This is a genomic window from Aeromonas sp. DSM 116730, from assembly GCF_046581335.1.
GTDB classification, from domain to species: Bacteria; Pseudomonadota; Gammaproteobacteria; order Enterobacterales; family Aeromonadaceae; genus Aeromonas; species Aeromonas rivipollensis.
Genome location: NZ_CP144265.1, coordinates 1,514,305 through 1,536,106 on the forward strand (window position 1 = coordinate 1,514,305; position 21,802 = coordinate 1,536,106).

At 54.9% G+C, this 21,802-nt stretch carries 19 protein-coding genes; 11 read left to right on the forward strand and 8 right to left on the reverse strand.

All coding sequences use genetic code 11. From position 1 onward, the window contains the following. Positions 1–98: 98 nt before the first annotated feature. Positions 99–287, forward strand: coding sequence for a DUF3283 family protein (locus Aeroheme_RS07045; RefSeq protein WP_050664990.1), 189 nt, complete (start codon positions 99–101; stop codon positions 285–287). 44 nt (positions 288–331) lie between these two features. Here Aeroheme_RS07045 and Aeroheme_RS07050 read toward each other — a convergent pair whose 3' ends face one another. Continuing rightward, entirely contained in the window at positions 332–1,249 is a 918-nt protein-coding gene (locus tag Aeroheme_RS07050) for a WYL domain-containing protein (RefSeq protein WP_411166965.1), read from the reverse strand. 102 nt (positions 1,250–1,351) lie between these two features. Here Aeroheme_RS07050 and Aeroheme_RS07055 point away from each other — a divergent pair, with 102 nt between their 5' ends. The 10 genes from Aeroheme_RS07055 (at position 1,352) to Aeroheme_RS07100 (ending at position 16,160) form a co-directional block, all read left to right on the forward strand. Continuing rightward, entirely contained in the window at positions 1,352–2,023 is a 672-nt protein-coding gene (locus Aeroheme_RS07055; protein WP_411166966.1) for an ADP-ribosylglycohydrolase, read from the forward strand. A 231-nt stretch (positions 2,024–2,254) separates the two neighbouring features. Next, the gene (locus Aeroheme_RS07060; protein WP_411166967.1) at positions 2,255–2,632 is read left to right on the forward strand and encodes a hypothetical protein; all 378 of its coding nucleotides are present in this window, start codon (positions 2,255–2,257) and stop codon (positions 2,630–2,632) included. Between the two features lie 145 nt (positions 2,633–2,777). Then, positions 2,778–3,017 (forward strand): transcription factor, encoded by a 240-nt coding sequence (locus tag Aeroheme_RS07065; protein ID WP_411166968.1) that lies wholly within the window; start codon positions 2,778–2,780, stop codon positions 3,015–3,017. 48 nt (positions 3,018–3,065) lie between these two features. Beyond that, complete coding sequence (locus Aeroheme_RS07070; protein WP_411166969.1) at positions 3,066–6,608, forward strand: helicase-related protein; 3,543 nt, start codon at positions 3,066–3,068, stop codon at positions 6,606–6,608. Beyond that, the gene (locus tag Aeroheme_RS07075) at positions 6,605–8,014 is read left to right on the forward strand and encodes an AAA family ATPase (RefSeq protein ID WP_411166970.1); all 1,410 of its coding nucleotides are present in this window, start codon (positions 6,605–6,607) and stop codon (positions 8,012–8,014) included. Before Aeroheme_RS07070 ends, Aeroheme_RS07075 begins: the two co-directional genes overlap by 4 nt. A 3-nt stretch (positions 8,015–8,017) precedes the next feature. Further along, positions 8,018–8,611 (forward strand): hypothetical protein, encoded by a 594-nt coding sequence (locus Aeroheme_RS07080; protein WP_270698280.1) that lies wholly within the window; start codon positions 8,018–8,020, stop codon positions 8,609–8,611. 13 nt (positions 8,612–8,624) lie between these two features. After that, positions 8,625–11,525, forward strand: coding sequence for a DUF1156 domain-containing protein (locus Aeroheme_RS07085; RefSeq protein WP_411166971.1), 2,901 nt, complete (start codon positions 8,625–8,627; stop codon positions 11,523–11,525). Positions 11,526–11,554: 29 nt separating this feature from the next. Continuing rightward, positions 11,555–12,763: an AAA family ATPase gene (locus tag Aeroheme_RS07090; RefSeq protein WP_411166972.1), complete on the forward strand. Its 1,209-nt coding sequence runs from the start codon at positions 11,555–11,557 to the stop codon at positions 12,761–12,763. Next, positions 12,760–13,317, forward strand: a complete 558-nt coding sequence (locus tag Aeroheme_RS07095) for a DUF4276 family protein (RefSeq protein WP_411166973.1) — start codon at positions 12,760–12,762, stop codon at positions 13,315–13,317. Before Aeroheme_RS07090 ends, Aeroheme_RS07095 begins: the two co-directional genes overlap by 4 nt. A 2-nt stretch (positions 13,318–13,319) precedes the next feature. After that, positions 13,320–16,160, forward strand: coding sequence for an ATP-binding protein (locus Aeroheme_RS07100; protein ID WP_411166974.1), 2,841 nt, complete (start codon positions 13,320–13,322; stop codon positions 16,158–16,160). A gap of 33 nt (positions 16,161–16,193) precedes the next feature. On the opposite strand, the gene Aeroheme_RS07105 is transcribed toward Aeroheme_RS07100, so the two are convergent. The 7 genes from Aeroheme_RS07105 to Aeroheme_RS07135 all read right to left on the reverse strand — a co-directional run bounded on the left by Aeroheme_RS07105 (position 16,194) and on the right by Aeroheme_RS07135 (position 21,757). Then, the gene (locus Aeroheme_RS07105) at positions 16,194–16,496 is read right to left on the reverse strand and encodes a hypothetical protein (RefSeq protein ID WP_411166975.1); all 303 of its coding nucleotides are present in this window, start codon (positions 16,494–16,496) and stop codon (positions 16,194–16,196) included. Positions 16,497–16,655: 159 nt separating this feature from the next. After that, positions 16,656–16,988 carry a type IV toxin-antitoxin system YeeU family antitoxin gene (locus tag Aeroheme_RS07110; RefSeq protein ID WP_411166976.1) on the reverse strand — a complete coding sequence of 111 codons (333 nt, stop codon included), beginning with the start codon at positions 16,986–16,988 and terminating at the stop codon, positions 16,656–16,658. An 87-nt stretch (positions 16,989–17,075) separates the two neighbouring features. Continuing rightward, positions 17,076–17,573 carry a RadC family protein gene (gene radC / locus Aeroheme_RS07115; RefSeq protein ID WP_411166977.1) on the reverse strand — a complete coding sequence of 166 codons (498 nt, stop codon included), beginning with the start codon at positions 17,571–17,573 and terminating at the stop codon, positions 17,076–17,078. Between the two features lie 114 nt (positions 17,574–17,687). Then, positions 17,688–18,113: a DUF2787 domain-containing protein gene (locus Aeroheme_RS07120; protein WP_411166978.1), complete on the reverse strand. Its 426-nt coding sequence runs from the start codon at positions 18,111–18,113 to the stop codon at positions 17,688–17,690. Between the two features lie 50 nt (positions 18,114–18,163). Then, positions 18,164–18,742: a lecithin retinol acyltransferase family protein gene (locus tag Aeroheme_RS07125; RefSeq protein ID WP_411166979.1), complete on the reverse strand. Its 579-nt coding sequence runs from the start codon at positions 18,740–18,742 to the stop codon at positions 18,164–18,166. A gap of 85 nt (positions 18,743–18,827) precedes the next feature. After that, on the reverse strand, positions 18,828–21,116 hold the full coding sequence (locus tag Aeroheme_RS07130; protein ID WP_411166980.1) for a hypothetical protein: 2,289 nt from the start codon (positions 21,114–21,116) through the stop codon (positions 18,828–18,830). 92 nt (positions 21,117–21,208) lie between these two features. Next, entirely contained in the window at positions 21,209–21,757 is a 549-nt protein-coding gene (locus Aeroheme_RS07135; protein ID WP_270820853.1) for a recombinase family protein, read from the reverse strand. Between the last annotated feature and the right edge of the window lie 45 nt (positions 21,758–21,802).

The window sequence follows — 21,802 nt, forward strand, 5'->3', positions numbered from 1 at the left end:
TATACACAGGCATTATAGCGCGCCACCTTTGAACCAGCGCAAGTCCCGCATGCCAGTGATGGCGTACCATGGCGCCAACAAATAACAAAGAGGCCAGTATGAGTCACAATCTGTGTGCCCTACCGAAAGAGCAGCAAGAACGGGTCGAGGTCGAGAAGGCTGCCGCATATGCGGTATGGAAAGAGCGCAACGGTCACTTGGCCAGCGCAGAAAGCGAAGCAAGCCAGCATAAGGGTGAGCTGGGCAGCTACTTTCTTGAGCAAGTAAGTAGGTACAAACGGGGCTAGCCTTCCTGTAGCCATGTTTTTATTCTGGGAACACCCTAAGTACCTTAACTCTCGCGCAAATCCGGGCTTCGGAGCTTGAAGATGCAGCCCTTGGCTACCAACTCGTCCCGGTTTGCCAGCACCAGCGGGTAGAGCAGCGGATGCTGTTCGTGATCGCCGTTATAGCTCACTTGCATGCGCTCCAGCGCGTAATGCATCAAAGGGATGCGCTGGTTGAGCTGCAGCTTGCCATCTTGCATGGCATAGTCACTGGCAATGATGGCCTGTTGCCCTGCGCTGAGGGTTGGATTGGGGATGACCACCGCAGTGACTTGGGTGTTCCACTCAAGATCCTGATCCCGACCGTGAGGGGAGGTATCAAGCAGCTCAGGTTCGCCACGAAACCGGCTCATCACAAAGTCCAGATAGTCCCTTTTTTTCTCGCAATAGGCCCGCACATGCCAGCGGATGCCGTCATAGACCAGTGTGTGCGGAACAATATTGCGCCCGCTCTGCTCAGCCGAACTCAGCGACACATAGTCCACATCCACCCGAAGTTGATGGCGGGCTGCTTGTACCAAACCCCGCACGATGACGGGGTCGATATGGCGGTTAGGCACATCCAGGATCTCGATATGTCCATAGCGCAGGTCCATCAGAGGTAGGCTCAAAACCCCAGCTACATGCTGGCGTTGATGTTGTTTCTCCCGGTGCAGCAGCATCAGGTACTCATCCACCTTGCCCTCGCTAAAACGGGGGGCGAACTGAGCGGTAGGTTTGTATCCCTTCAGCCTTTTGTCATACACCAGCCCCTCTGGCGAATAGTCGTTGAGGTAGAGGTTGATATCTCGCGATGCCTGCTGACGGCCGATGTTGAATGCGGTGCAGAGGTGATTGGTGGTGAGGCGACCTTCCCACTGCAGCACTATCTCCAGCAGACGAAAGCGCAGGGTCTGATCCCAGGTGAGCTCCTTGGGGGTCATACGTGCTCCAAAATACGACATGTGGATGTAACCAGTATCGGCATGAGTATACAAGCTACATATACTGCTCGCATCTGAAGTCTGTGCCAAAGGAGCCTGCTTATGAGCCGCTATCAGGATACTGCCTTGCTCAAAGGACTTTGTTGTCTGGCCACTGCCGAGCAGGTTCACGAGCTCATCACGGTGGTCGCAAGGGAAGAGTTAGCAATTGGCTTACCCAAGATAGTGCATGCCAGAGCTGAGTCTGAAGTGTGCAGGTTGGCACGGTTGGCTATGCATATCGAGCAAAACCGGCTGGATCGCACGGACCTGCCTGTCTACCAGGGGAGGGAGCAACTGATGGCTGGCGCTGCCGCCTTGCTGGGTGAGGATGGCAGCCTCGAATGCCAAGATGCAATGCGATGGTTGGCGCTGCTGCTCGACAAACTGTTGCGGGGAAACCATGGTGGCCAGCAGGCCAAGCTGGATGGTCTCACTATGACGGCAATGGAGATCCGCGCCCTGGCGCCTGAGTCCCTCAATACGGGCGCCGTGATGCGAGGCAGTTGGCGGCGCAAGGCGCGCAATCAACTCGGTCACGCCAGTTGGCTCGATGTGGTAGAAGCCTCGCTCTGGTGTTTTTGGCACAGCGATGATCTGAAAGGTGGGGAGGCTCTGTTAGGTGTGTTGCTGGGGCCAGATAGCCGGGTGCGCTTGGTCTACGGTATGCTGTGCGGGGCCTTCTATCATGTAGATACGGCAACCATCTCTGCGAATCCTTCATCTTCTATTTAATTCATCTGCCTGAAAACACGACATGTGAAAAACCACAGTATCGAGATGGTCAGGCGGGATGGATATAGTCAGCCCAAAGAAATCAGCAGTCTATCAGTCAACGGTCAGGGGGGAGATATGACCTGTAGCACTCAAAATACTAGCTGTGATTGCGAAGGTCCCAAGCGTTATCGCATCAAGGCTGCCCGTTTCCCATCCTGTACCTTAGTGGCTGTTTTGCTACTGGGGTTATTGTTTCAAACAGTGCAGGCTACCGACTGTACCTACCGCAAAGACAGCCTCGGTAATACTCGCTACCAGTGTGACGATGGCAAGAGCGGCACCCTGCGCAAAGACAATCTCGGCAACGTCAGGGACTCGCAAAGTGGCACGACTTGGCGGAAAGACTCCCTCGGCAATGTCCGCAGCAGCGAAGGCACCACCTATCGCAAAGACAGTCTGGGCAATGTGCGCGTCAGCAATCCCGGTACCGGCGATACGGTCACCTGGCGCAAGGATAGTCTCGGCAACCTGCGAGCCTCCGATGGCACCAACTGCCGCACCAACTCCTTGGGGCAAGTCAGGTGTGATGGCCAGAGTGCGCCGCCTGCGATTCTCGAAGGAGAGTGATGGGGCATCTTGCCTGAGAATGCACTGTAAATGTGTTCTGTTGTATTAGTTGAAAGTTACATTTGAGGCTTTTCAGCTTGCCATTCAGTGTGCTGTAAGCTAATTTAGCTAAATTAGCTGTGCCCTACCGATTTGGAGTTCCTGAGTGACTGAGGAAGAGATCTATCAGCAGATCAAAAGTGCCTTGTTAGCGGCACCTCGCAACCAATACATGGTCGAAATGCACTTGCAAATGCTCAAGTATGCTGACGAACTCAAGCACGTGACGGCTAAAAAGTTTTGCGAAAAAGTGGAACTCAAAGAGAGTCTTGGCACCGAATTTAGCAAGATGCGCAACCTTACAGCTCGTTTGAAAGCAGCAGGACTCGATCCTGCCAAGATCTGACCCTGTTTTCCTCCGCTCGTTATCCGTCTGACCATCGATAGGAACAATATGCTCAAGCTCGAAGAAATTAAAAAGGATGCTCAGGTTCTCGGCATTATCGAAGGGCAAGTGGTGCGAGTTGTGACAGTTGAACCTATTGGTGAACATGCGCTTACAGTTTATTACAAAGACAGCAGTGGTAAATTGGCGGAGCGGATGTTGTTCCGAACCGATGAGATTGCACTGGAGTTGGCCACGGTGGGCCGCCCTTGGGCATTCGATGCCAATGGGACAGATTTTAAGCTTGGCTTGGAAGCTTACCGGATCTCGCAGGCTGCACTGTTTGATCCCATGATGGCAGTCAACATGGCGAACGTTGACCCACTGCCGCACCAGATTTCAGCAGTTTACGAATACATGCTACCCAAGCAGCCATTGCGTTATGTACTGGCCGATGACCCAGGTGCGGGCAAAACCATCATGGCGGGTTTGTTCATCTCTGAACTGCTGCTTCGGGCCGATGCTCGGCGGGTCATGGTGGTCTCGCCGGGCTCGTTGACTGAGCAGTGGCAGGACGAACTGTTTGAAAAATTTGGTCTGCAATTCGAAATCTTCAGTAAAGAAAAACAAGAGCAGTGCGCGACCGGTAACTATTTCTCTGAAACAGATCGCCTGATATGCCGACTGGACCAGCTCTCTCGCAGCGAAGAACTACAAGAGAAGCTGCGCAATACCGACTGGGATCTGATCATAGTCGATGAAGCCCATAAGCTCTCCGCTAACTACTTTGGCAACAAGGTCAATAAGACCAAGCGTTTCGTGCTTGGTGAGTTGTTGGGTTCTATTTGTCGCCATTTCTTGCTGATGACCGCCACGCCACACAATGGCAAAGAGGAAGACTTTCAAGTCTGGATGTCACTGCTCGACAGTGACCGCTTCTATGGCAAGTTCCGAGAAGGGGCCCACAAAGTCGATATCACCGATATGATGCGCAGGATGGTGAAGGAAGAGCTGCTCACTTTCGACGGCACTCCACTGTTCCCCGAGCGCAGGGCCTACACGGCCAACTATGATCTCTCCCCCCTTGAAGCCAGCCTTTATGAGCAGGTAACGACGTACGTCAGGGAAGAGATGAATCGGGCTGACAAGCTCGATAACAAGAAAAAAACCACTGTGGGATTTGCATTAACTCAGCTACAACGGCGTTTAGCTTCCAGCCCGGAGGCCATCTATCAATCGTTGAAGCGCCGACGTAATCGACTGCAAGACAAACTTGCTGAGATGAAGCTGCTAGCCCGTGGTCAGAAGGCTAAACAAGCGGGTGTGGCTGAAACCCTCAGTACTTACACCGTCACCAAACAGCTCGACTTGCCAGATAACTGGGATGAGCTGGATGAAGATCTCAGTGCCGAAGAGTACGAACTCTATGCAGAGCAGGTGGCGGATCAAGCCACGGCAGCAGAAACCATCATTGAGCTGGAAGCTGAAATTCACTCGCTTAAGGACCTTGAGCAACAGGCACTCACCCTGGTGCAGTCGGGCAACGACAAAAAGTGGGAGCAGCTTTCATCACTGCTACAAGACTCCCCCGAGATGAAAAACCGCGATGGCAGTCGTCGCAAGCTGATCATCTTCACCGAACACAAAGACACCCTGAACTACTTGCGTCAACGAGTCTCGGATCTACTGGGTCAACCTAATGCAGTCAGGGTTATCTATGGCGGCACCAATCGGGATGAACGTCGCAAAATCCAGAGCGAGTTTCGCAGTGACCCCACAGTCATGGTGCTGATTGCCACCGATGCGGCCGGGGAAGGTGTCAACCTGCAAAACGCCAACCTGATGGTCAACTACGACCTGCCTTGGAACCCAAATCGCCTAGAACAGCGCTTCGGTCGGATTCACCGTATCGGCCAAAAAGAGGTATGCCACCTGTGGAATATCGTGGCCAATGAGACCCGTGAAGGCGAGGTATTCCAAAAGCTGTTTGATAAGTTGGAGATTGAAAAGGCGGCACTGGGCGGCAAGGTGTTCGACATCCTGGGTGAAGCCTTTGACAACGTCTCCCTGAAGGACTTGTTAATCGACGCTATTCGTTACGGCGAGGACCCAAGTGTTCGGGCCAAGATGGATCAGGTCATCGAAGGGGCGCTCGATAGCGATCACCTCAAGGAGATCATGCGTCGCAACGCTTTGGTCGAATCACATATGGGGCTAGAAGGGCTCTACGCCATCAAAGAGCAGATGGAAAAAGCCGAAGCCCGTCGCTTGCAGCCATTTTTTGTACGAGCGTTCTTCCAAGAAGCCTTTGCCGGATTAAGTGGCGAGTTGAGGGAGCGCGAGCAAGGTCGCTATGAGATCAAGCATGTGCCAGCAGTGATCCGCGAGCGGGATCGCAGCATCGGTGAGAGCCGTACCCCGGTATTGCAGCGCTATGAGCGCGTCTGCTTTGAAAAACAGCAAATCAGACCCACAGGCAAGGTGCTTGCTGAACTGCTCCATCCGGTACATCCATTGATGCATTCGGTGCTCGATCTCACCTTGCAAGCGCACCGCGCCAAGCTCAAACAAGGGGCTGTGTTGGTGGACCCAGCCGATGAGGGGGATGAGCCACGTCTCGTCATGATGCTGGAGCACTCGATCCGCGAAACCAGCGAACAGGCTAAAAGCATCGCCTCGCGCCGACTGCAATTTGTCGCCATCGATACAGCCTGCCGCGCGAGCTATGCCGGGTGGGCACCACATTTAGACCTGCAACCGATAGCGGACGCTGATCTGGCGCTGGTGCAGTACATTCTGCACTCCCCTTGGTTATCTCAGCCGCTGGAGCCGCTCGCACTGCAACTGGCCTCTGAAAAATTGGTGCCAGAACACTTCGCTGAGGTCAAAGAACGCCGCGAGCTTCAAGCCGATAAAACCCTGGCTGCGGTACATGAACGGCTGGTGAAAGAGATCAACTACTGGCAGGATCGCTTCCTGAAATTGAGCGATGACGTCAAAGCGGGCAAACAGCCCAGAATGCAGCCAGAGAATGCCCGCCGCCGGGTAGACGACTTGACTGCTCGACTGCAACAGCGCACCGCAGAGCTCACAGCCCTCAAGCAAGTGGTCTCCAGCACACCGGTAGTCATTGGTAGTGCCTTGGTGATCCCGCAAGGCTTGCTGGCCAAGCGAAAAGGAGAAGTGCTGTTTAGTCCCGATGCCGCCAGTCGTGCCCATGTCGAGCGGGTTGCCATGGCCGCTGTTACCCAGGCCGAACAGGCTCTCGGTCACAGCGTTATCGATGTATCGGCCGATAAATGTGGCTGGGACATTACCGCCCGTCCGCCGGTGAATGCCGATGGCTCGCTTAAGCAAGATCGCCATATCGAAGTCAAAGGGCGTAGCAAAGGGCAGACCACCATCACGGTGAGTCGCAATGAGATCCTCTATGCACTCAACCAGGCTGACAAATTCTTGCTGGCCATTGTGTTGGTGGAGGGCGATAGCGCAGATGGCCCCTTCTATATTCGCCAGCCTTTTACCAAGGAGCCTGATTTGGGAGTGGCAAGCATCAATTATGACTTGGCAGACCTGCTGGCAAGAGCGACCAAGGCTAACGAGACCCTATGAGAATCGACAAGATCCAGCTCAGTAACTTTCGCTGCTTTGAACAGCTCGATGTCACCTTTCATCCCCAGATGACCGTCTTGACCGCTCCCAATGGTGCGGGCAAGACCACTATCCTTGATGCGGTGCGCATTGCGCTGTGGCCCTTTGTGAAAGGTTTTGATCTGGGCAGCCAAACCGGCAAATCTGCCACCATTCAGATTGAAGACGTGCGTCTTGAACGCCGTGAACAAGAGATGGAACCGATATTGCCCAGCCAGATTACGGCCCAGACCAGTAGTATCCCCAATCAGGATCAGAAGCCGCGTCCGCTCCACTGGCAACAGAGCCGCGATCAGGTCAAGCCACGAACCCAAACCAAGGGGGATCAGTCGACACAAGTTCTGACTCGGCTCGCAAAGAAATTCCAGTCGACAATTTATAAAGGGCAGGAAGCCAACATAGACGCTATCGATTTACCCTTGGTGGTCTATTTAGGGACCGGTCGTCTCTGGTATCAGGGGCGCTATGCCTCTGAAGCGAAAGATAAAAAGCTCGATACCAGCGTGTTTTCCCGTCTCTGGGGCTACCAGAACTGCCTGACGGCATTCTCCAGCTACAAGCAGTTTGAAACCTGGTATGGCTGGGTATTTCGCAGTTATCGCGAGCTGCAAATCGATCAGCTTGAGAAGCGGCTCAAGCCGCAGGATCAGAGTGCGCTGGCCAACTTCGCGGCTGCGATTGAAGTCGTGCAGCGTGCCATCAACACCCTCACGACTTCGCTGACCGGTTGGCGGGATCTGCAATACCGCTCCAGCATGGGTCAGCAACTGGTGATGGAGCATCCCGAACTGGGCTATATGCCGCTTTCCCTGCTCAGCGATGGCGTGCGTAATATGGTGGCCATGGTGTCGGATATCGCCTTTCGCTGTATCAAGCTAAATCCTCACTTAGGTGTGGATGCGGCGCAACAAACCCAAGGCATCGTACTGATCGATGAAGTGGACATGTTCCTTCACCCGGCGTGGCAGCAAACCGTACTGGCTTCGTTGCAGCAGGCGTTTCCCAAGATCCAATTTATTGTCACCACCCATAGTCCGCAGGTGTTGACCACAGTGGCCAAAGAAAACATTCGTCAACTTGGCGCTGATGAACAGGGCGCCTATGCCAGAATGCCGCCTTTTAGCCCGCTGGCCCATGACAACAGCGATGCGCTGGCGAAGGTGATGGAAACCCATAGTCAGCCAAACCTGCCTCTACAAGAGGCAATCAGTGAATACGAATTGCTGGTTAGGGCAGGGGAGGAAACATCTGCACGGGCAACCACGTTGCTGGCAACCCTTGAGCAGGCTGGTTATCAGTTTCATGAGAGTGATCTGGCTACTTGGCGCTTCTTGGCACAGCGCAAGCTGGCGAAAAAAGGGAAATAACCGATGGTAGAACTAGAGCATCGTGCCATCCCCACCCCCGCATTGACTCAATACCTCTCGGATAACCCGGCTGCCACAGTGGCAGATTTCGATAGCCCGCTATTTGGGCCAGTGAAACGCTTGGTGAAGGCAGACCTTCATCAAGATCAAGACGGCCTCTGTGTCTACTGTGAGCAGTTGCTTGAGGCCAACGAGGGGCAGGTAGAGCACATCAAGCCTAAGGCAGGGGCCTATGCTCATCCTCATCTCTGCTTTGACTACAACAACTATGCCCATAGCTGCATCAACAATAAGACCTGTGGTCAGCGTAAACGGGACCGTTTACTACCGATAGAGCCAGGTTCTGGTTGCAATGTCCAATGGACGATTGTCAGTCACAGTGGACTGATAGAGCCTTTGACAACTCTGACTCGACGGCTGCGCCATCCTGTCGTACAAACGCGCGATATGCTGGGTTTGAACACAGATTCAAATCTGGTGAATGAACGAAAAAAATGGTTCGCCCAGGTCATTGAGGTGCTAAAAGTCGCGCCAGACGATATCGATCAATTTTTGCAATCAGCCCCATTTCGAGTGCTGATTACCGCATCCATTTAATGTCGGAACAAACATGACCCCCATCAAATCCCCCAAAAAACTGATCGAAGTGGCCTTGCCGCTCGACGATATCAACGCCGCTGCGGCGCGCGAGAAATCCATTCGCCATGGCCACCCTTCGACCCTGCATCTGTGGTGGGCGCGTCGCCCCTTGGCGGCTGCGCGGGCGGTGATCTTCGCCCAGATGGTCAATGACCCCGGTTATCAGCAGGGGGCGGGTTTTAAGTACGGGGTCAACAAGCAGGAAGCCGCCAAGAAGCGCGAGAAGCTCTTTAATATCCTGCGCGAGTTGGTGAAATGGGAGAACACCAATAACGAGGTGGTGTTAAACCAAGCCCGAGAAGCGATCTGGGAGAGCTGGCGCGAGATCTGCGGGTTAAATAAGGATCACCCCCAAGCCGCCGAGCTGTTTAATCCGGAAAAGCTACCCGGTTTCCACGATCCCTTCGCCGGTGGCGGGGCATTACCGTTAGAAGCCCAGCGGTTGGGGCTTGAATCCCACGCCTCTGACCTAAACCCGGTGGCGGTCACCATCAATAAGGCGATGATCGAGATCCCGCCCAAGTTTGCCGGGAGCTCTCCCGTAGGGCCAGAGCCTGCCAGCGATAAGCTCAGCAAGAAAAAAGCGACCAAAGATGCGTTTGAGGATTGGTCTGGTGCCAAGGGGCTGGCCGAAGATGTGCGCCGTTACGGTGCCTGGATGCGGGATGAAGCGCAAAAGCGTATCGGCCATCTCTATCCCAGGATACTGGTTACCGAGGCCATGGTGGCCGAGCGGCCCGATCTCGCCCCCTATCTGGGCGATAAGCTCACCGTGATCGCCTGGCTCTGGGCTCGTACCGTGCAGAGTCCCAACCCGGCCTTTTCTCATGTTGCTGTGCCACTGGCCTCAAGCTTTATCCTCTCCTCCAAGGCAGGGAAAGAAGCCTATGTTGAGCCGGTGATTGAGGGTGATCATTATCGTTTTACCGTTAAGGTCGGGACGCCGCCAGAATCAGCCAAAGGCGGCACCACAGCGGGCAAGCGGGCCGCTTTTATCTGCCTGATGTCAGGCTCTCCAGTCGATTACAAATACATTCGCAGTGAAGGCAGTGCTGGTCGAATGGACCAGCGCTTGATGGCCATTGTGGCTGAGGGTAAAAAGGGGCGAGTCTATTTATCTCCGACAGATGAGCAGTTGGCTATAGCCCGGCAAGCTAAACCTGAGTGGTCACCAGAGATGGAACTACCCAATAATCCCCGTGATTTTAAGACGCCTAATTATGGTTTGGATAAATTTGGGGATCTCTTCACCCCCCGCCAATTAGTCGCACTGACCACTTTCTCCGATCTGGTCGGTGAGGCCATTGCCCATTGCCACAATGATGCCCGCTCTGCCGGAATGGCGGATGATGGGATTGGCCTGGATGCCGGGGGAATAGAAGCAACGGCCTATTCGCAGGCTGTGGGAGTGTATTTGGGCATTGCAGTAGACAAGATGACTGACTACAGCAGTTCTCTTGTCGCTTGGAGTCCTACCCGCGATCAAGCCAAGACGACATTTGGGCGTCAAGCTTTGCCGATGATTTGGGATTACGCTGAAATCAATGCCTTTGCGGGGGCTGCTGGTGACTTCGACATCTCACTCTCGGGTATCTGCCGTGCTATGGGGGGGTTGAGCACCGGGCGAGTCGGTAGGGTAAGCCAAGGCGACGCACAGACTCAAAAGATCAGCGCTGCAAAGGTCATATCCACTGATCCACCGTACTACGACAACATCGGCTACGCCGATCTGTCGGACTTCTTTTACGTTTGGCTACGTAAGTCGTTGCGCCCTATCTTCCCCGGTCTCTACGCCACTATGGCGGTACCCAAGGCCGAGGAGTTGGTGGCGACCCCCTATCGCCATGGTGGGAAAGAGGGAGCCGAGGCCTTCTTCCTCAATGGTATGGGCAAGGCGATCCACCAGTTAGCGGAGCAGGCGCATCCCGCCTTCCCGGTCACCATCTACTACGCCTTTAAGCAGTCCGAGACCAAGGCCGATGGCACCTCCAGCGCGGGCTGGGAGACCTTCTTACAGGCAGTGATCGATGCCGGTTTTGCCATCAGTGGCACCTGGCCGATGCGCACCGAACGGGATGCGCGATCAATTGGCATCGGCACCAATGCCCTGGCCTCCAGCATCGTTCTCGTCTGCAATAAACGCCTCGCCAGTGCCGAAACCATTAGCCGTCGCCAATTTATTCGTGAGCTTAATGCCGTGCTGCCAGAGGCACTCGATGAGATGACTCAAGGTGGTATCAACTCGCCGGTGGCACCGGTGGATTTATCGCAAGCCATTATCGGCCCCGGTATGGGCATCTTCAGCAAATATGCGGCGGTGCTGGAAGCAGACGGCAGCAAGATGAGCGTCAAAACCGCGCTGCAATTGATCAACCGTTTCCTCGCTGAGGATGATTTCGACCAAGACACCCAGTTCTGCCTGCACTGGTTTGAGCAGCAGGACTGGCGTATCGGTAAATTCGGCGAGGCCGATGTGTTGGCTCGCGCTAAGGGCACCAGCGTGGCAGGTTTGGTCGATGCCGGGGTAGTCGAAGCCGGTCAGGGCGATCTGCGATTGCTCAAATGGGCTGAGTTACCCATCGACTGGGCACCGGAGCGCGATAGCCGTACCCCGGTGTGGGAAGGCTTGCATCAGCTTATCCGCATCTTGAATAGCCAGGGTGCCAGCGCCGCCGGAGCCATGTTGGCACGTATGTCGAGTAAGAGCGACGCGATCCGCTCCTTGGCCTATCGCCTTTATACCCTGTGCGAGCGCAAAGGTTGGGCCAGCGATGCCCGCGCCTATAACGAGTTGGTAACCTCCTGGGATGCGATGCAAACGGCTATGGCCGAGAGCGGCCAGGCGGGTGACCAGCAAGGGTTTGATTTTTGATAGGTGTTGTTCATCACTGAACACAGACCATGACTGAGCAGGAAAGCGCTATGCATATTGAGTCAATTACTCTGAAAAATTTCAAAAGTTTTCGTGATGCGAAAATGGAAGGGATCCCTAAGTTTTGTGTGCTAGTCGGTGCCAATGGCACAGGGAAATCCACCTTGTTTGGAGTGTTTGATTTTTTGCGCGAGGCGCTTTCCAGTAATCTACATACCGCCTTGGTCAAGGCAGGTGGTAGTCGTGGCTTTCAAGAGGTGCGCAGTCGTGGTTCGACTGGCAATATCGAAATTGAATTGAAATTTCGTGAACATGATACAGCGCCGTTAGTCACCTATTTTCTGGAGGTCGGTGAGGAGAATGGTCGGCCTATCGTTGAGCGGGAAATTTTAAAATACCGTCGAGGCAGTGGTGGTCAGCCCTGGCATTTTCTCGATTTCTCTCGCGGTGAAGGTGTGGCCGTTACTAACGAAATTGAGAAAGTTCTGGACGTTAATCAACTGGTACGTGAACCACAAAAGCTGAAGTCTGCTGATATTCTTGCAATTAAAGGGTTGGCGCAATTTGCACAATTTCCTGCAGTGGTGACCTTGGGCTCGTTGATTGAAAATTGGCATATTTCTGACTTTCATATCAATCGTGCTCGCCCAGAACAAGAGGCTGGCTATGCAGAACATCTGTCCAGAGAGGGCGATAACCTCTCACTAGTAACACAGTATTTGCATAGTCGATATCCGGCCATTTTTGATCAAATTTTGGATAAATTGACCCACCGAGTTCCGGGTATCACCAAGGTGGATGCCAAGACAACGGAAGAGGGCCGTGTGTTACTGCGTTTCCAGGATGGGGCTTTTGAAGACCCCTTCCTGGCTCGGTATGTATCGGATGGCACGATCAAGATGTTTGCCTATCTGATCTTGCTTTACGATCCAGCTCCTCATCCTTTGTTGTGCGTGGAAGAGCCTGAAAATCAGCTTTATCCAGGCCTGTTGTGGGAGCTTGCCGAAGAGTTTAGCGCCTATGCCCAGCGCGGCGGGCAAGTCTTTGTGTCGACTCATTCACCTGATTTTCTCAATGCGGTCGAGCTCGACTCTGTTTATTGGTTGGTAAAAAAACAGGGAGCAACAGAGATTGTTAGGGCCAGAGACAATCAGCAAGTTGCTGCTTATATGGCCGAAGGAGATCAGTTAGGTTACTTGTGGAAGCATGGTTTCTTTGAGGGAGTTGACCCTCAATGACGACGCTGGTTTTTTGCTTGGAAGAGCCCTCTGCCAGGGCCATGTTGGAAGGTGTATTACCCCGCTTATTCCCAGATATTCAGGCTCGATATATCGTTTTTGAAGGGAAACAGGATCTGCATAAGCGGTTGGTGATGAGATTACGAGGCTGGCAGGGAGAGGCCACATTTGTCGTGATGCGCGATCAAGACTCTGGGAATTGTAGAGAAATAAAGGCTCAGCTACGAACTTTGTGTGAACAGGCCGGACGACCCGGTGCCTTGATCCGAATTGCATGCTGTGAATTGGAAAGCTTTTACCTGGGCGATCTTGCTGCAGTAGAAAAGGGGCTGGCTCTGTCTGGACTTATAAAGCAGCAAGGTAGTCAAAAATTTCGTGATCCCGATAGATTGGTTAATGCTGCTGAAGAGCTGAAAAAACTTACAAAAAATAAATACCAGAAGCTGAGTGGCTCCCGAGGTATCGCACCTCATCTTCGTTTGGATGCAGGGCACTGCTCTACCAGTTTTAGAGCTCTGATTACAGGGCTACAACGTTTAACGCACGAGGCATAAAAATGAGTCTTAAGCCCTGGCGCGAGATTGCGCGCCCTCATCGCGATGTGCTGGAAGGCACCTTCAAGCAATCTGAATTTGCTGCCGATATCACCCAGGTGGCCAACGGCAAGGCCCCTCTCGAATATCAGGATGCCGAGCAGTTCTTTGCTCGCACCTTTATTACCGAAGGCATGCGCTTGCTGCTGGGCTCTGTGGCTGAGCGCCTAGCTGGCAAAGGCGGCGACCCGGTGATCCAACTGCAAACTGCGTTTGGTGGTGGTAAGACCCACACCATGCTGGCGGTGTATCACCTCGCTTCCCGAAAAGTCAGTACCGATAAGTTGCAGGGGATCCCCCCCATCCTCGACAATGCCGATATTGATGAGTTACCCCATGCACGGGTAGCTGTCATGGATGGTATTAACCTCTCTCCGAGTCAGCCACGGCCCCATGGCGCTATTGCCGCTAACACCCTTTGGGGTGAGCTGGCTTGGCAACTGCTGGGTGACGAAGGCTATGAGCTGGTAGCTCAGAGCGACAGCGATGGCACCTCACCGGGTAAAGAGGTATTGGTTGCCCTGCTCACCAAGGCGGCCCCCTGCGTGATCCTGATGGATGAGATGGTCGCGTTCTTGCGCCAGTTGGAGGTGGGTAAGCAGTTCAATGCAGGCACCTTCGATTCCAATATCACCTTTATTCAGGCGCTGACCGAGGCACTCAAAGCCGTACCTAATGCCATGTTGCTGGCGTCTTTGCCCGAGTCTGCATTGGAAGTGGGCGGCACCATGGGCCAGAAGGCCCTTGATTCTCTTGAGAAGTATTTTGCGCGGGTGGAGTCGGTCTGGAAGCCAGTTGCTACCGAAGAGGCATTTGAAATTGTGCGTCGCCGTCTATTTGAGCACGCAGGTGACATGGCACAGGTGCAGGGCATTGCCCAGCAGTACGCCGATTTCTATCGCCAACATGCGCAGAAATTCCCGAACGAAACGCAATCTAGTCATTACTACGAGCGGCTGTGCCACTCATACCCTATCCACCCCGAGGTGTTTGACCGGCTGTATGAGGATTGGTCAACCCTGGATAAGTTCCAGCGTACCCGTGGTGTGTTGCAGTATATGGCCATTGTGATCCATCGCCTGTGGGTGGCGGATAACCGGGATGCGTTGATCATGCCCGGTTCATTGCCACTCGATGACAGCAATGTGCGTGCTAAGAGCATCCACTATTTGCCGCAGGGTTGGGAGCCGGTCATCGAGAAAGAGGTGGACGGTCATCGTTCAGAAGCCGCCGATTTGGATAAAAATGATACTCGCTTTGGCCAGTATCATGCTGCCCGCCGGGTGATGCGCACACTGTTTTTGGGCAGTGCGCCCAGCAGTGGCGACCAGATGCACCGTGGTTTGCAGATGGAGCGCGTCTTGCTGGGGGCCTGCTCCCCACAACAGACGGTCGGCACCTTTGAAGATGCGCTGTCGCGTCTGCGTGATCGGCTGACGTATCTCTATGGCGATAAAGAGCGGTTGTGGCTCGATACCAAGCCCAACCTGCGGCGGGAGATGGAAACCCGCAAGGGTAATATCAATGAGCGTGAGGCGTTGATCCCGCTGTTGAAAAAGTCTGTGACCGGCTGCTTTGGCTCCCAGCATTGCTTTGCCGGGATCCATGTATTCACTCAAGCAAACGACGTTCCCGATGAATTTGGTAACGGGCCAAGGTTAGTGGTGCTTGAGCCAAACACCATGGCCGCCTATAGCCGAAGCCACAGCACGAATCAGGCGTTTAAGGCCGCTGAGCTCATTCTGCTTAAGCGTGGCGAGCAGCCACGAGTGAAACAAAATCGCCTGTTCTTCTTAGCCGCAGACTACGACAGCTTGACCCGGCTCAAGGAGCAAGTCAGAACCTATCTGGCTTGGCACTCGATTGTGACGGATATCGAGAGCGGAGTATTGAACCAGGATCTGGCACACCTAACTCAGGCCAAGAGCAATCGAGACGGGGCGTTACAGCAGTTCAATGGTTTGCTCAGAGACACCTACAAATGGTTGATAGCACCGCACCAGGAGCCGGGTCAGCAGCTTGAGTGGGAGGTCGCCCAAATATCGTCGAGTGCACCCAAACTGGCTCAGGAGATCGAAAACCAATTGGTTGAAGAGGAGTGGCTTATCAAGGCATGGTCTCCTGTGCATTTGCGCAATGCCTTGGAGCGCTACTACTTCAAAAACAATGAGACAGTAAGCGCGCTCAAGGTGTGGCAAGATACCTGTCAGTATCTTTATATGGACCGCCTCGTGAATGACCAGATACTACGTAGCACAATCGAAGAGGCCATCAAGAGTACCGACTTCTTTGCCTTTGCTTCTGGCCAACGTGAGGATCGCTTCGAGGGATTTGCTTTTGGCCGGTCTGCGACTGTGTTTTTGGATGAAAACAGCCTGTTGATCAGCCGTGATGCCGCGTTGCGTTATCAAGCCAGGCTTGATGAAGAGCAACGAGAGAGAGAAAGAGTCAAGTTCATCGATGAACGCTCAACAGGCGATGATAAAGACAAGAAGGATGAAGCAGGGACTGAAGAGGATAAAGATAAAGCGGGAACTGAGACTAAACCAGAACCAACACTTTCAGGTGCCGAGAAAACTCGCTTCTATGGTTCGGTGCGGCTTGATCCGATCAAAGCCAAGATTGAGTTTGCAACCCTAATGGAAGAAGTGGTGCAAAACTTTACCAGCCAATTTGGTGTCGATGTGGAGGTCTCAATTGAGATTAGTGCCCGTTCCAGTAAAGGATTTGATGCCAATCTGCAACGTGCCATCAAAGAGAACTGCAGCATGCTGAAATTTGGCAATGCCGAGTTTGAAGAGTAAAAAGCAAAAAAAGGCCGGAATATCCGGCCTTTTTTATAACCAATGAGCAGGGATGGATATTTCAAAGGATCGGGCTACATAGCGCAGCATGCCCAGGATCTCGCTATGCCGAGCGGCATTGATAGGCTGCCCAGCCTTGCGTAGATCTAGCATCTCCTGCAATTCTGGTAGGTTAAACATACCGAGTCGGTAGAAATTGCCCCAGGTGGGCTGGCCAAACAAGTTGTAGATCACCACAGTGCTATCGCGCTCGCTGGCAAGGCGTTTTTCGCCGGTGATCTTGGTCAGCGCCAATTCGGCTTCGTCTTTGTCGTCGTAGGTATTGAGAAGTTTCATTAGAGGCTTAGCGTTCGATGAATGGGCGGCAGAGTTTATCACGGGAGCCCCCGGCAAAACGGGTATGTTTTGTGGTTAGGTACTGGCGAGCATTAGGAGTTCAGTAGTCAGATAAAAAAGAAGTAACAGACAGAGGACGAGCGATGCTCGCCCTCTGCCTCAGTTTGTTTGCGCGTCTTCTTGCCGGTATATATCCAGATAGAGATAGCCGTAACTGGCCCTTGGATTGGCCAGGCAGACCCAATCCCCCTGCCTCAACGTCACCAATTTATCTTGGTCACTCAGTAGTTCTCCTTGTTGAAAGAGCTTGCTAAGGCGCTCAATAAACCCCGGTAAAACGGTGTCGATATCGGTAAGCCACTGCTCGTCAGCATTGCCATAGACGCCGCTGCGATCCCATAGCAGTGAGACCCCGCAGCGCTCGACAATGGCACGTGCGCCAAAACGTGGTTGAACTTGGGTATGTAATCCCCAGCTGCCTATTGTGCTCATACTCTGTTTACTCCGAATGATGGTGAGTCATTGCATTGATCGCTGCTGACCATGCTTTATTACTTTCCAAACTGACCGGCGTGACTGTTACAAGTGCCCCCGCTCTGCCAGCGACACCACGCCCTCCGTCCCGACCACCAGATGATCCAGAGTGCGGATATCTACCAAGGCCAAGGCACTTTGCAGCCGCTGGGTGATCTCAATATCTGCTCGGCTTGGCTCCGGGTAACCCGAGGGGTGGTTGTGCACCAGCATCAGCACTGCGGCATTGTGATGCAGTGCCCGCTTGACCACATCGCGGGGATAGACGGTTGCAGCAGATAGGGTGCCGAGAAACAGCTCTTCATAGGCCAATATCCGGTGTTGGGTGTCGAGGAATAGCGCGGCAAACACTTCGCGATCCCGTGCTTGCAGTAACCCTTGCAGGGCCTGATGGGCCAAGTGTTTATCGGTGATAGCGACACCCTTGGCGAGTTTCTGGCGGGCAACCGCCTGGGCGATGGTGAGCAAGTCGTCGTCGGTGACAAGGTCAGTCACCCGGTAGGTGTCGGGTTGTTCTCCTGCGATCAATTTCTGATGCAACATAGTGATTTCTCCAAATGCGTTCACCCCACTGGCCCATCGGCCAGTGGGGTGTGCTTTTTTGCGATAAAGGGCGGTGAGTGGGTCGGTAGGTGGTCAACGGATTACCGATACCTCCTAGTTCCCGCTGACGGTGACGCTGAAACACTCCAGCCCGCAGTAGGCGATGAAGTTGCTCTGCCACAGCTCAAACAGCTCTCGCGCCTCTGTTAGCCGTATTGGTCCCCAGCCCAACATGCTGTGCTCGCCGTCGATGAAGTTGAAATCGAGTTCTTTGCACAACTCGGCATACTGCCCCAGCCCCTGGTAGCTGAAGTCGGTGACGTAATCGAATAGCCAGTCGTCGAGACCACGCACCAGGCGGATCTCGACCGGGTGAACGCCACCTTGCTCGGCGCTGTAACCGGGGTTGCGGAAGTTGAAGGTGAGCTGGGTGCAACGCACCAGGTCGAGGTTGGTACGCTCTGCTTCTTGGTTGAGCAGGATCAGCAGCGCCTGACTCACGGGCAGGCTGATACCGTCCTGGCTGAAGATGATGGTCATGGGATTGTTCCTTGCGTGGTGATGAAGTGGTTGAGCGACGAATGAAGGGGTTAGTCATCGGTGAGCCATTTGAATAACCGGTGTGTGCCATAGGCGACCGCAACGCCCACGGCCAGCGGTGCCCATGCCGGGGCGCTGATGGCGGTGACAGACAAGATGGTGCCGCTGGTCGCCGGAACGCTGGCCAAGCTGGCGGAGGCCCCCATCAAGGCGCTGGTGACGGCCTGACTGCCTTGGCTGGATTTAAGCAACTGGCTGCCGGTGGCCGCGAGGGCGGTGGTGGCCTGGTTCACCTGGGGTGAGCTGTGCCGGTCTTCGATGCACCACAGGACGAAGTGTTCGCAGTTGTTGAAGAGCAGGTGATAGTCCTGCTCGCCCAAGCGGGAGAACGCCCGTGCCACGCATTCTTCCAGGCTGAACGGACGGCTTTGGTGAGAGATCACCTGTAGCGGCTGCTCGCCGTGAAAATCATCGAGCGAGCACAGCACGATTTGGCCCGTTTGACCATCGTTGACAAACGGTCCCTGGTAGTGGATCACCAGCCTGTCGCCGACATAGAGACCGTGGTGGCTGTAGCCGAGGCGCTGGACGGCGAGGTGGTCGCCGAGGGTGAGAGGGGGCATGGTCATAGCGGTTCCTTATGAACTGAAAATGAAAAAGGGCGTCACCATGTGGTGACGCCCTGTGGGATTTATGTTGTTGAACGAGTGAGGCTTACTGTTTGGTGAAGGTGAGCTGGGTACGCTCGAATGGGGCCTCCCGGTAGATGTTGGCGCCATCGGCAAAGAATTGCAGCTCTGCCTGGAAGGTTGTGCCGTTGAACGGTGTGGTCACGCGCAACAGATATTGCTGCGCCACATCGACACCATCGCAGACCACGCTCACTACCATGTCCCCGCCAACCGGTGCGAACAGCAATTCCTGACGCACGGTGGCGGGGTCGCCGCCGCAGATACCCTGGCTGATACCCGCCTCACGGCTGGCCTTGAAGCTCAGCGGCGCGGTGCCAAACAGCAGTTCGGCGAACTCTTGGCCATCTGGGCTGGTATCGCTGCTCTGCACGCTCCAGCGCAGCGGCGAGCTGAAGAGCCCTTCTGCGAAAGTGGGCGTGCTGATGGCATTACCACCATCGACTGTCATGGTCTGCGTGGCGCTGGGCAAGCCGTTGGATTGCACGAGCGTGACGGTTGCCTTCAGTTCCAACGCGTCACCTTGCATGACCTGGTGTGGCAGTGGCCAGACATCGGCAAGGTCGGCAACGGGGGTGTAGTGATGGGTGGCAGTCAGGGTCTGGCTGGCACTATCAAACTGCCAGTCCTGAGTCATAAATGGCGTGCTATTGCCCGCGTATTTCAAGAACAATGGCTTGGCCAGCCCATCAGGCTGCTGTACATCCAGCTGGTAGAAGCGATTAGCGAGGGTGAAGCCGTTCGCCTGCTTCTGGTGATCCTGCTCCAGATAGGCCCCGGCCAGCGAGCGCCAGCGGGTCGGGTTGTAGTTTTGCAGCTCGACCTTGCCAAAGCCGGGGATGCTGCTGTCGAGTTCGGTCGCCGCGCACCCGCCACAAACCGGCTGTGCCAGTTTGATGGCGCTGTCACCGGTATGGCTCAGCGTGTCATCGCGGGTGAGGTTGAAGGGAGACTGACCCAGCGCCGGAGCGTTGATGGTCAGGGCTTGGTTATCCTGCTGGTTCACAAACTGCGTGTCCCCTTGCGCCGTGACAACGCTGGTGCGGGTCTCGTAGCTGCTGGGCGGGCCATTGGGATTGATGGGGTCTTCCCCTCTGAGCCAGAAAGTCAGGGCGCGGCGCTGTGTCCATGCGCCCTGGCTGTCGAGGTTCTCCTGGTCATCGCTTTGCAGGACATTGCCGACACACTGGTCGAGTGCCGTCAGGTTTGGGTTGGCTTGCCAGCGGGCGAACTCGGCCTGAATATCGAAGCCTTCGCAATAACTCTCCTCAGGCAACGGGGTCGTGTCCTGGGGAACGGGCGTGCCCTCGTTGGTGAACTCCGTGGTGTGGTAGCTGTAGAGACCATTCGCATCCTGACTGAAGGTGCCGCTACTGATGCTCTCGCCCTTGACGGTGGCATTGCCGCTCTCGTTGTAGGTCCAGTCCCAAGCGGAGTGCAGGCTATATTGCTTGCTGTCCCAGTTCTTGTGCTCCTCGTCGATAAAGCGGCGCAGTGGCTGCTGGGCATCGTAGCCTCCCTGCCCATCGAGCAGCCAGCGGGTGCTCTCGGTGCGGGTCATCTCGATGGCCTCAACCCGTTTGGTGTAGACAACCTCTTGCAGGCGGATTTGCTGCCAGATGTCCTGATTGCGGTTGTACTCGCGCAGGTTGCGAATGCTGACCGTGACCGATTGCCATCCTTGTGGGTTGTCGGTGGCAAGGGTCGCCGCCAGTTCGACTTGCAGGGTGCTTGCCTCAACAAGCTGCTGCTCTTTGGTTGCTGCTTCTTCAGCCAGAACCGTACTGTGTTCGTCACCCGCCGCCAGATAGTCGCCAAACAGCTTCTGTTCGCTGGCCTCCTGCGTCGTCAGCCCCAGCTCGCTGGCAATCAGTTGTTTCTCCTTGGTGGCGATGCTGGATTGATAGTGGGTCTTGCGCTGCTCAGGGTCGGTGCTGGTGACCAGTTGGTGGGTATAGGGGCTGACCACAAACTCACTGCCGTCAACGTAACCGAGCAGGGTTGGGGTGGTGGCGGCCCGAGCCGCAACCATTGGCGAGGTGGCAGGAGAAGCAAGAATGGCCCATGCCTGGCTGGCGTCGGCCTGCTGCGTTTCTGGCAAGGTGAAGCTGAAACGCCCCTGACTGTCGGTGGTGGTCTGCGGTTCGCCGTTGTCACACTGCTGGTTGGCATTGAGGTCCAGGCAGACGGCTTGCCCAGCCAGATAGTCGCCGGAGAGGGCGCGACCGGTTAGGGTGATATCGGCGGGAGCGCCATTGCTGCCATTATCACTACTGCTGCTGTCGCTGCCACCGCCGCAAGCACTGAGGACCAACGCGGCGATTAACGAGAGATGATGATGTTTTTTTCATTATTTTTCTTCCTTGTGTTGAATACGAATCCGATGCGCCGGGAGATACCCCGGCATTATTTTTCTGTTGTCCTGAGGATGCGTTGCACGCTGGAAATGCTGATCCCCGTCTGCCTCGCGATCTCGGCCCTGGGTAACCCGCGCTTGGCTAGCGCCAGCACCTCGCGCCCCTTTGCCATCGCGGTGGGCTTGCGGCCCTTGTAGGCCCCACGCCGTTTGGCGAGCTCAATCCCCTCGGCTTGGCGTTCCAGCATCAACTCCCGCTCGAAGGTGGCGATGGCGCCGATCATGGTCAGCATCAACTTGCCGGTCGGGGTTGAGGTGTCGACGCCTAGGTTCAAGATGCGCAGGGCCACCTGCCGCTGTTGCAGGTACTCCGAAATTTCCAACAGGTGGCGGGTGTTGCGTGCCAAACGGTCGAGCTTGGTCACCATCACCACGTCGCCTGCATTCACACAATCCAGCAGCAGGGCGAGCTGGGGCCGGTCATCGCTGGCGCCGCTCACCTTCTCCTGGAAAATCTTGCTGCACTCGGCCAGCGCTTGAAGCTGGGTATCCAGGCTCTGGCCTACCGTGCTCACGCGTGCATAACCTACCAGTGCCATGGTCTCCTCCCGGTCAATAGGGCAAGGTACACTGACACCCCTGGT